The 10,973-nt window shown below is 67.0% G+C and carries 9 protein-coding genes; all 9 read right to left on the reverse strand.

What is annotated here, in order from left to right; all coding sequences use genetic code 11:
* Positions 1 to 11: 11 nt before the first annotated feature.
* The 9 genes from AB1824_04440 to AB1824_04480 all read right to left on the reverse strand — a co-directional run bounded on the left by AB1824_04440 (position 12) and on the right by AB1824_04480 (position 10,884).
* Positions 12 to 1,208 (reverse strand): acyl-CoA dehydrogenase family protein, encoded by a 1,197-nt coding sequence (locus tag AB1824_04440; GenBank protein MEW5764204.1) that lies wholly within the window; start codon positions 1,206 to 1,208, stop codon positions 12 to 14.
* 100 nt (positions 1,209 to 1,308) lie between these two features.
* Positions 1,309 to 2,010, reverse strand: a complete 702-nt coding sequence (locus AB1824_04445) for a hypothetical protein (protein ID MEW5764205.1) — start codon at positions 2,008 to 2,010, stop codon at positions 1,309 to 1,311.
* Between the two features lie 143 nt (positions 2,011 to 2,153).
* Positions 2,154 to 2,708 carry a biotin transporter BioY gene (locus tag AB1824_04450; protein MEW5764206.1) on the reverse strand — a complete coding sequence of 185 codons (555 nt, stop codon included), beginning with the start codon at positions 2,706 to 2,708 and terminating at the stop codon, positions 2,154 to 2,156.
* A gap of 99 nt (positions 2,709 to 2,807) precedes the next feature.
* Positions 2,808 to 4,847 carry an ABC transporter ATP-binding protein gene (locus AB1824_04455; protein ID MEW5764207.1) on the reverse strand — a complete coding sequence of 680 codons (2,040 nt, stop codon included), beginning with the start codon at positions 4,845 to 4,847 and terminating at the stop codon, positions 2,808 to 2,810.
* A 28-nt stretch (positions 4,848 to 4,875) separates the two neighbouring features.
* Positions 4,876 to 6,612, reverse strand: a complete 1,737-nt coding sequence (locus AB1824_04460; GenBank protein ID MEW5764208.1) for an ABC transporter ATP-binding protein — start codon at positions 6,610 to 6,612, stop codon at positions 4,876 to 4,878.
* 84 nt (positions 6,613 to 6,696) lie between these two features.
* The gene (locus AB1824_04465) at positions 6,697 to 7,416 is read right to left on the reverse strand and encodes a hypothetical protein (protein MEW5764209.1); all 720 of its coding nucleotides are present in this window, start codon (positions 7,414 to 7,416) and stop codon (positions 6,697 to 6,699) included.
* 26 nt (positions 7,417 to 7,442) lie between these two features.
* Positions 7,443 to 7,922, reverse strand: a complete 480-nt coding sequence (locus AB1824_04470; protein ID MEW5764210.1) for a type II secretion system protein — start codon at positions 7,920 to 7,922, stop codon at positions 7,443 to 7,445.
* Positions 7,923 to 7,964: 42 nt separating this feature from the next.
* Positions 7,965 to 8,519: a type II secretion system protein gene (locus AB1824_04475; protein MEW5764211.1), complete on the reverse strand. Its 555-nt coding sequence runs from the start codon at positions 8,517 to 8,519 to the stop codon at positions 7,965 to 7,967.
* A 40-nt stretch (positions 8,520 to 8,559) separates the two neighbouring features.
* On the reverse strand, positions 8,560 to 10,884 hold the full coding sequence (locus tag AB1824_04480) for a hypothetical protein (protein MEW5764212.1): 2,325 nt from the start codon (positions 10,882 to 10,884) through the stop codon (positions 8,560 to 8,562).
* Between the last annotated feature and the right edge of the window lie 89 nt (positions 10,885 to 10,973).

Raw genomic sequence — 10,973 nt, forward strand, 5'->3', positions numbered from 1 at the left:
TGTCTTGGAACTCAGTCCTTCCGCTCGGCGGCGGCGGTGCGGAATGCCTCGAATCCCGTGATCTCCGCTCCGACAGCCAGCTTGTGGATGTCGTGCGTGCCCTCGTAAGTATAGACGCTTTCCAGGTTCTGCATGTGCCGCATGGCGCAGTACTCGTCCAGGATTCCGCTGGCGCCCTCGATATCCCTCGCCATCCGCGCGCACTCCCTGGCCATGGCGACGCAGTTCATCTTCGCCAGACTGACCTGGGTGTGGCGCATCTTTCCGTCGTCCTTGATGCGCCCTAGACGCCAGACGAGAAGCTGGGCCTTGGTGATTTCGTTCAACATCCAGACGAGCTTGTCCTGAACGAGCTGGAAGCGGGCGATGGGGCCGTCGAACATGATCCGGGACCCGGCGTACTCCAGGGCCTCCTCATAACAGGCCATGGCGGCGCCCACGGCCCCCCAGGAGATGCCGTAGCGCGCTTGGGTGAGGCAGGACAGGGGTCCCTTGAGGCCCTTCACCCCGGGGAGTCGGTTCGCCTCGGGAACGGCCGCGTTTTCCAGGATCAACTCGGCCGTCACGGAGGCGCGGAGGGAAAGCTTCCCCTTGATCTCCCGCGCCGAGAACCCAGGCGTTCCACGGTCCACCAGGAACCCCTGGATGCCGTCCTCGGTCTTGGCCCACACGACGGCCACGTCGGCGATGGTCCCATTGGTGATCCACATCTTGGTGCCGTTGAGGACCCACTCCTCGCCCCGGCGGAGGGCGCGCGTTCTCATGGATCCCGGATCGCTCCCCGCGTCGGGCTCCGTCAGACCGTAGCAGCCCACCCGCTCTCCACGCGCCAGCGCGGGAAGGTAGCGGCGCTTCTGCTCCTCGGTCCCGTACGCGTAAATGGGAAACATGACAAGCGAACTCTGGACGGAGGCAAAGGAGCGCAGCGCCGAGTCTCCCCGCTCCAGTTCCTGCATGATCAGACCGCCGGCCACGCTGTTCAGGCCCGCCCCGCCGTACGCCTCCGGAAGGGTGGCGCCGAAGAGCCCGAGGGAGGCCATCTCCGGGACCAGGTCCATCGGAAAGGTCCCTTCCTGGTAATGCCGGGCGATGACGGGCAAGACCCGCTCCTCCACCCAAGAACGGACCGTGTCTCGGACCATCCGCTCTTCCTGGGTCATCAGCTCCGATACGCCGTAGTAATCCACGCCCTGGAATCGAGAGGCCATGCATCCTCCGAAACGCAAACAGGAGCGGCCCCCGAGAGGACCGCCCCTTATCTTACCAAACAACAGGCCTTCGGCCTCTCTTCCGCCCCGCCCGGAGCGCCTATTCGGCCTCTTGGACTTCGGCGGGCTTCGCGGGCGGCTTCCCGCCCTTGCGCCGGACGGGGGCCTTCGCCGGCTTGCCCGGCGAACCCGACGGCTTGGACCGCCGGGCCTTGCGCCGCGCGGGCTTTGGGCTTTTCGCCTTCGCCGATTTGCCGGCGGGACGATTCGGCCTTCGACCGGTCCGGACCCGGCCCGTCGGAACGGACGCCCGTTCCCCCTCCTCCGTCAAGGCCCACAGCCCCCGACGGGAACCGGGGGCCACCAGCCCCTCCTCCTGCAGCGAGCGAAAATGCTGGCGGCCCGTGGGCGGGACCGGCAAGCCCTGGGCCAGAAAACAGGCATGGATGTGGGCGTCGGCGACCTCGTTCAGACCCTGGCCCTTCCAGAATTGGAGGTAGGCGAGGTAGCGGGCCTTGTTGCTGTTGGGCTTTGTTCTTCCCATGAACGTGGAAAGGGCCTTCTTGTCAATCTCCGGAACCTCGTACTTGCCCTTCCTGGGCCCGTCCTTCTTCGGCGAACGGCGCGTCTTCGCTCCGGAGAGACTCCGCCCAGCGGACCGGGCTTTCGGGGGAGGCGGGGGCTCGATGTCACCCTCCGACAGAAACGCCTCCAGGTAGGATTCGACGAAGGCCTGATCCCCTTCGATGTCCAGCTCGAACTCGCCGTGCCGGATGTGGATGCGATACGACTTTTCCGTCATGGTCCGGTCTCCATTCGGCTCGTGGACCGCCGTTCGAATTCTAATCAGAAGGTACGACTTGCCCGTCGGTTTGTCAATTGAAGCGATGAGGGAGCCGGCGGGCGCGGGGAACGCCGCGCCCAAGGCTCGAAGGGATGGCGGAGTCAGATCCTCCGGCGGTATGTCCCCACGGCGAAGACCGCCGCCACTTTGAGGGCTTCCCCGGGAAGGAAGGGCGCCACTCCCATCCAGAATGCTTTCCACGGCGACAAGCCCAAGAACAGCCCCAGCCAGAGGGCGCCCGCCCCGAGGATCACCGCGTCGGCCAGCGCCAGGGAGAGCCATCGGGCCGCGGCCCCCTCCGAGCGCCTCCAGAGGGTTCCCGCCAAGGCCGCGGCGAGCGGAAAGGCCCAAAGGTATCCCGCCGTGGGCCCGAAGAGGTGCGCGGAGCCGGCCGCGGCGCCCGCGAAGGCCGCCATCCCGGCGCCCCCCAGCCCCAAATAGGCGCCCTGGGTTCCGACGGACCAACCCCGGCCGAGCAGGACGCCGGAGAGGAGCACGAAGAAGGTCTGGAGGGTCAGCGGGACCGGCGTGAACGGCAGGGGGACAGCCACGTAGGCACCGAGGAACGTGGCCAAGAGGAAGAAGAGGGAGAGGGCCCAACGCTCGAAGAGGGGGCCCGCCACGGGGACGGTCAAGGTTCGAATCACGCGCTCCACGGTCTCCTCCTGCGGCGCCCCACGGGGGGCCGTCGCAACTTATTGTACACCATTTTTCGCGGGTGGGGTCCAAGGCCCGCTGGGCGCCGGCCCGCAGGGTCATCCCGCCGCGCCCTCCCCGAGCGGGGAGGCGAACTGGGTATGGTAGAGATGGGCGTAGAGTCCTCCGCGCGCGAGCAGTTCCGCGTGGGTTCCCCGCTCCACGATCCGGCCCTTGTGGAGAACCAGGATCTGATCCGCGTCCTGGATCGTGGAAAGACGATGGGCGACGACGAGAGCCGTCCGGCCCTTCAGGAGTTCTTTGAGGGCCTCCTGAATGAGGGACTCCGTTTTCGAGTCCACGCTGGCCGTGGCCTCGTCCAGGACCAGGATGCGGGGCTCGGCCACGAGGGCCCGGCAGAAGGAGACGAGCTGGCGCTCTCCCTGGGACAGGACCGTCCCCCGTTCATTGACCGGGAAGTCCAATCCCCCCGCGAGTCGCTCGATGACGGCGCTCATCCGGCTCGCGCCCAGGGCCGCCTTGAGGCGATCCTCCGTCACTTCCTCCCTCAGGGTCACGTTTTCCCTCAGACTGCCGGCGAAGAGGAAAAGATCCTGCTGGACGAATGCGAACCGCCGGCGGAGGGCGTGGACGTCCCACGACTCCACGGGATGGCCGTCCACCAGGATCCTGCCGTCTCCCTTGGCCAGAGGGTAGAAGCGCAGGAGTAGGGAGGTGAGGGTCGTCTTTCCCGATCCCGTCGGCCCCACCAGCGCCACGGTGGTACCTCCCGGCACTTCAAAGGACACGTTTTTCAGAACCGTCTGCCCCTCTTCGTAGGCGAAGGAGACGTTTTCGAAGGCGATCGCTCCTCCGCCCTCTTCGGGAGCCAGTCCCCCGCCCGGATCTTCCTCGGGCGTGTCCAGGATCCGGAAGAGCCGCTCGCTGGCCACCACGCTGCTCTGCACGATGTTGAACTTCTCCGCCAGATCCTGCAGGGGCATGAAGAGCATCTTCAGGTAGATCAGGAAGGCCACGAGGGTCCCGATGCTCGCCCCTCCTCCGAGCGCCTGAAGCCCCCCGTACCCGACGACGAGGGCCACCGCCGCCGTGGCGAAGGCGTCGATGAGCGGGCGGAAGACCGCGAAGACGTAAATGAGGCGCATCTGGGTTCTGAAGTTCTCCGCGCCGAGGTCGTGAAAACGCTTCGAGGCTCGCGCCTCGGCCGTGAACGCCTTGAGCACGGATACGCCCTGGACCGCCTCCTGGAGGAAGGTGTTCAGGCGCGCCAGCTGAACCCTCAGCTCGCGGTAGATCCTCTGCGACCTCGACTTGAACCACAGCGCCAGGAGGAAGAGGGGGGGCGCCAGGAGAAGGAGGCGGGCCGCCAGGCCGGCGTCCAGGGAGAAGAGGACGACGAGAATGCCCGCGAAGAGGGCCACGTCGCTCACCGCCGTCGCCACCACGGAAGTGAACAACTCCGAAAGAGCCGCCGTATCGTTCGTGAGCCGGGTGACCAGGCGTCCCACGGGGTTCTCGTCGAAGAACCTGATGGGAAGGCGGTGCAGGTGGGAGAAGAGCTCCCGCCGCATTCTCGCCACGGCCCTCTGTCCCAAGTCGTTCAGGCCATACGTCACCCCGTAGCCGAGCAGGAAGTTGGCGACCAGGAGCCCCACGTACAGCGCCGCGAGGACCAGGAGTCCTCCACGCTGTTCTTGAAGGACCGCCCGCCTGGATTGGGGGTCCAGGCCGCCGAGTTCGGCCTCCGAGACGAATTCCCCCGAGGGAAGCCGGTGATACCGCTCGGAGGTGAGGAGGCCTCGGGCCTTGAGCTCCTCCGAGAGGGCGCGCGGAAGGTCCGCCGACCGGACGAATGCCCCGTCCCGGGTCACCACCGCGGCCCCTTCGGACTCGCTCTCCAGGCGGCCGAGGAGGACCTCATCGGCGTTGCGCACAGCCGAATAGGGCGGGAGGATGTATGCATCCAAGCCCTTCCGGACGAGCAGCGGCAGCGACAGCTCGACGCCGGCCTGGACCACCGAGACGGCCATGCAGACCCAGAGAAGCCAGGCCCGGCCCCGCACGTACCCCATGATCCGGGCCCCGTGACGGAGGAGGGTGAAGGTTCCGAGCTTCTCCTCCTCGCGCCTCACCGCCATGGATCTTCCTCCGAACCTCCGGGCCGCCTCATTCCCGCTCCAGTTCCTGAAGTGCCACCATGTCCCGGTAATACCCCTCCCGGGCCATGAGGTCCACGTGCCGACCCTCCTGGACGACCCGGCCCTCCCGCAGAACGAGGATTCGATCCAGGTCGCGCACGGCGCTCATGCGGTGGCTCACCACGACGAGCGTTCGGTCGCGGACCGCCTCCGCCATGTTGGCCAGGATGCGCCGCTCCGTTTCGGCGTCCACCGCCGAGAGGGTGTCGTCCAGGACCAGGACGCTCGAGGGTTTCAGAAGGGCTCTCGCGAGGCAGAGCCTCTGTTTCTGGCCCCCCGAGAGGGTGATGCCCCGCTCTCCCAGCAGCGTGTCGTACCCGTCGGGAAAGGCCGCCACCTCCTCGTGGAGCCCGGAGAGGCGGCAGGCCTCCTCCATTTCTTCGCGGGTCGCGTCCTCCTTGGCCAGGCGGAGGTTCTCGGCGATGGTGTCGCTGAACAGAAAGGGCTCCTGGGGAACGTAGGCGATCGTTCGGCGGAGGCTCCCTGGATCGAGGCCCGTCACGTCCTCGCCGTCCAGGAACAGGGTCCCTGAAGGGGGCTCGTGAAGCCTGAGGAGAAGCTGGGTGAGGGTGCTCTTTCCCGAGCCCACCTCTCCGACCAGGCCAAGGGAGCCGCCCGGAGGGACGTCGAAGCGCACATCGCGGAGGGCGGGGGCTCCCGCTCGGGGGTAGGTGAAGGTGAGGCCCCTCGCCTCGAGGCCGCCCCGGGGGCCGCTTCGGGCAGGAACGGGGCGGCCTTCCCCCTCCGCGTCCCGTTCGGCGAAGAGGCCGTTGATCCGGTCCATGGACGCGGCGGCCCGCTGGGTGAGGCTCAGCATCCATCCCGCCGCGATCATGGGCCAGGTGAGCATGCCGAGGTAGGAGGCGAAGGCCACGAAGGAGCCCACGGAGGTGCGCCCCGAAAGGACGCGGCCCCCGCCCACGGCGAGGAGGATGGCCACGCTGAAACCGGCCAGAAGGAGGACGGCGGGGTGAAAGACGGCGTCCACCTTCACGTACTTCAGGGTCTTGGCGAACACGTCCGCGTTGTACCGTTCGAAGTCGGCCAGGTCGGAACGCCCTCGGTCGTAGGCCCTGAGCACCCTCATTCCCGCCACCGATTCCCGCGTTTTCTCCGTCAGGGCCTCGAAGGAGGCCTGGACCGCGTCCCACCGGTCGTAGATCGCCTTGAGGGAGACCGCCATGAGCGCCGCGAGGAAGGGAAGGGGCAGGATGGTCCACAGGGCCAGAACGGGGTCGAGGAAGAGCATGGCCCCGATGGCGACGAGGGCGTACACGGAGGCGTCAAAGCCCGCGACGAACCCCATGGCGAGGGCCTGCCGCACGGACTCCACGTCGTTGCTGGCGAGGGCCAGGAACTCCCCCGTTCGGGTCCGCTGGAAGAACCGGGTGGACAGCGTCAGCGCATGGTCCAGGATCCGATTCCTGAGGTCCAGCTCCGCCCGGCGAGCCAAGGAGAAGAAAAAGTGCCTCCAGAGGAACCGGAATAGGGCGATGAACAAAGCGAGGAGGAGGAGGAGGAAGGCGCCCCGAAAAATGGTCCCGCGCGTGGCGGCGCCACGGGCGAGGCCGTCCACCACGTCTCTGACGACCAGCGGGATCGCGAGCTGGGCCCCGTCCACCACGAGGAGGCAGAGGACCCCCAGGGCGGCGCGGGCGCGGTGGCGCCACAGGATGGCCAGGATGTCCCGGACTCCCTTCTTCACGGCGATCTCCGGCGCTCCATCATAGTCCATTGGGAACGCCGCGGGGGGAGCGGATTGTTCCTGGCAAGGGTCGGCCGGAGGGCCCTACTTGGCCATCTTGTCGGGATTGCCCTGCTTCAGGGGCCCCTGCGGCGGAGGGATGACGAGGGGCGAGAAGAACCACTCGCTGTACTTCGACGCGCCCCGGTACTCGACGAAGGATCGGTCTTCGAGCCGGCAGTACACGCCCAAGATGGGCTGGCCCTCCTTTCCGTCAATCCGGAAGGGGAGAACCTTGTTCTTTCCGCCGGGAGAACCCTGCCCCCCTCGCCCCATTCCCGCCGCGCCGCCCGTTCCCGTGGAGGTCCCAGAGCCCTGGGGCGGGGTCGTCGTGGTGCCGGAGCGGGTGGCGGTGCCCCCCTGGGGCGTGTACACGGTCTTCCCGTTCTCGTCCACGGAGACCACCGTCGTGCCGGGGGCCAGGAGCGACCACTTGCCTTCGGGGTCGAAGGGATTGCGGTAGAGCCGGCGGATGTACCGCCTGCGCTTGGGGCCCTCTTTGAGGAGATCCTCCAGCCGGGTCGGGAAGGTCCCCGCGTGTTCGGTCTGATACTGGCGGATGGCTTCCGTGTATTCCTCGCCCCGAAAGATGAGCTCCTGCTCGTTTTCCCGCTTGGCCACGATGGAGGCAGGCTGGACGGCGGCCATGAGCATGACCGCCAGAATGAAGAGGGACACGAGCACCCAAATGAAGACCACGCCGCGCTCGCCCGCCGCCGGGCAGGCCCCGGGCTCCGGTCTCCCGTCGTTCCCGAAGGAACTCATGGCGCTCTCCCCATTCATCCGGTCCCCTACCACTCGGAAAACTTGGAGCCGTCCCGGGCCGTGCCCTCGGAGGCCGAGTGGACGTCCCAGATGCCCCCGCCCCCCTCCTCCCCTTCGGTGGGCTCGAGCTGGCCCTCCTCGGCACCCGTGTAGGGGACCGTGACCCAGTCGGATTTCTCCGTGATCGGGTCCACGGGGAGGTGGCGCAGGTACCCCTCGGACACGAGCGCCTCGATGCTGTCCGGGTAGCGGCCCTTGTCCGCGTAGTACTGGTCGATGCAGTCCCGGATCACGGACAGATTCTGCCTCAGGACCGTTTCCTTCGTCCGCTCCACGGCGGTCCGGTAGGTCGGGACGGCCATGCTGACCAGAATTCCGATGATGGCGACGACCACCATCAGCTCCATGAGCGTGAAGCCCGACTCCCTGCGGGTCCGGCGGGAGCGCGCGGAAGGGGCGGGCCCCGCTGCCACTCGGGGGGTGTCGTCTCGGCGGTGTTCCTTCATCGCATCTTCACCTCGTCACCTGGTTCCGTCCCCACGGCCCGCTCACCACTCGTTGTAGTGGGTCTTTCCGTCCAGAGCGGCGGCCGTGCTGAGAGAGTAGACGTCGTAGACGTTTTCTCCGCCCCACATCGTGGAGTCGGGTTCGTCCCGGGTGGACCTTAGCCCCCACTCGTCCGTTCCCGTCATGGGATCCACGGGGATCCTCCGAAGGAACCGCACCTTCTTGCCCGTGGGGTCTCCCACGATCGGCACGCCCTCCACCAAGGTCTCCAGCTCCTCAGGGTAGAAATCTTGGGAGACGTCGGTTTGCATGATCAGCCCCTGAACGGCGTAGCGGTGGTACTCGTCGATGGCCCGGCGCATCTCCCTCAAGGAGCGCCGCAGTTCCACCTCCTTGGCCCGCCGCGAAACGATGTGCTGGGCCGGAATGGCCACGAGGGCCAGGATGGCGAGCAGCCCGACGGCCAGCCCGACCTCAAAGAGGGAGATCCCCCGCTCGCCCCGGCGGCCGCGCGGGGTCGGGGCGGCTTCTCCCTTGGGATTGCCGCCGGAGGCCCTGAGTTGCCGTGGCGCCGAAGCGGTTCCGGTCCTGTCCAACCTCGACTCCTGAAACGCGGCCGCTGGCGGCGGCCTACCTCTATTCCCCGGCTCCGCCCGGCTGCGGCGGACGGACCGCCACGGTGGCGAAGGCCGGGGTGAGCGGACTCGTCTGTCCCGACACGGAAGTGCTCACCAGGGTTCCCAGCTGGATCCGGCCTTCCCCGGCCGCGGCCGCTGAAAAGCGCACCCGCGCCACGAGGCCCGAGCCGGACGCGCCGGAGGCGTCTTGCCTCATGGCATCCAAGACGATGGCTCCCGGCCGGGTCTCCTGCCCGGTGAAGGAGGTCACGCCGCCTCCCATCTTCAGAAAGGTCCCCTCCTCCACGCCCTGGAATTGGAGGACGCCCGAGGGGTATTCCATTTCGGCGTGAAAGCCCTTCATTTCCTGGGCACCGATGAGGACCAGGTTCAGCACCACGGTCTCTCCGGCGCTGGCATGGATGCTCGTGGGGCTCACGAGGAGGCGGGCCTGCTGCTGGGGTTGCTTGTCCGAGGGCTTCTCTTCCTCCGCCTCCCCCGACGGGGCCTCCTCCTCGGGCACCTTGGCCTCCTCCGGCGCCTTGGGTGAGGGCTGTTGCGAGGGGGAGGGGGCGCCAGCCCCCGCCGGGGCGCCGAAGGGCGACGCGGCGCTCCCGCCCACCTTGGGGCCCTGGTCGGTGCCGACCCACAGCGGATCCAGATTCTCTTGCGTGATGTTGGGCAGGCGGATGATGTGAGGCGTGATGAGCATGACGACGTCGGTGGAGTTCTTCTCGTCCTTCGTGCTGGAGAAGAGCCGCCTCAGGACCGGGATTTCGCTCACTCCAGGAAGGCCTGAGAGGTTCTTCTTGTCCTCCTGCCGGATGAGACCCGCCAGAAGGCTCGTCTCCCCGTCTTCCAGGCGCAAGGTGGTGGTAGCCTCGCGTGTGCCGATGATGGGCTGGTCTCCCGTGAGGGATCCCGAGGCGGCGGACACGTATCCCGTGACCGAGGAGACCTCGCTCTTGAGCTTGATGGTCACCTCACGGTTGTGGTGGACCTTGGGTTCGATCTCGATCTTCACGCCCACGTCCTGGTAGGTATACGAGGTGATGGGCGTGTAGTTGGTGTTCGTGCCCGCGGTGCCCAGGTACTGCTGGGCCGTGGCGATGGGAATGCGGTCGCCGATGTGGACCGAGGCCTTCTGGCCCTCCATGACGCGGAGCTGGGGCTTGGCGAGGATCTGGCTGTCCGTGTCCGTGAGGAGCAGGTTGGCCACCAGGTTGGGGATGGGCGAGATCCAGAGCTGGCCCCGCAGGATATTGTCGAAGCGGTCGATGCGCGCCGGTCGCCCGGTCCCGATTCCCGTGGGAAGACCCGTGGTCGCGTCGCGGGTGAGGTTCCTCTCGGGGCCGATGGTGAAGCTCTTGGCCGTGAGGTCGAGGCCGAGGTTCCGGACGAGGTTGGAGTTGACCTCCAGGAGCTCCACGTCCACCACGACCTCGCCCTTGGACTTGTCGTTGTTCTCGATGATCTGCTGGGCCACCGCAACCGTCTCGGGGGTGTCCTGGATGGTGATGGAGTTCAGGTCCTGGTTCATGGCCATCTTCCTGGCCTGCAGGATGGATCGAACCAGCTGGAAGACGTCCTTCACGTCCGCGTTGGACAGGTAGAAGGTCTTGATGACCTGGTCCTGGTACTCGTCCCGCTTCTGCTTCGTGTCCGGGACGATGACCAGGGTGTGGGGGTCGAGGACCTTGTAGAAGTGCTTGGTCTGCATCATGAGGTAGTTCAGGACCTGTTCCAGGCTCACCTTGGCGAAGTCCACGCTGACGCGCTTGGTGGTCTCGGCCTTGTCGTCGTACAGAAAGTTGATCCCGGAAGCCTTGGACACGGCGTCCAGAATCGTCCTCATGGGCGTGTCGGCGAATTTCAGGACGATGGGGATGTTGGAGGCGGGATCGAGCTTGGGGGCCCCCGAGTTCTTGGCGGCCTCCGCCTTCATGGCGTCCAGCGTGAGCGCCTTGGAGCGCGCCTCCCGCTCCTTCTCGTCCACCGCCGAAAGCACCTTCTGCAGGTCGTCCTGGGCGAGCTGGTTGCCGGGATCCACGCGGAGCGCGGCCTGCAGCTCCTGGATGGCGGTGGTGTAGTCCTCCCGGGCCATGGCCAGGCGCGCGTTCTCGGAGTGCTTCCTCGCCGAGGCCAACTTGGCCCGCACGAGTTCGGTTTCGTACTTCACGTTTCCGGGATTGGATTTCACGGCCTCTTCGAGGCTCGTGACGGCCTCGTCCAGGCGGCCCTGCTCCAGGTACATCCGGCCCTTCTGGTAGGAGACGGAACCGCACCCGAGGGCCAGAAGGAGCAGGCCGGAAGCGACGGCGGTGCGAAGGATTCGAATGCTCACGCTACTTTCCTCCGGTCAAGGGGATGCGCTGGGTTTCCTGGAATCCCGTGAAGCCGATTTCCGCGGATTCGTACCCGATGTCCACCACT

It is taken from the genome of Acidobacteriota bacterium, assembly GCA_040752915.1.
Classification (GTDB): domain Bacteria; phylum Acidobacteriota; class UBA4820; order UBA4820; family DSQY01; genus JBFLVU01.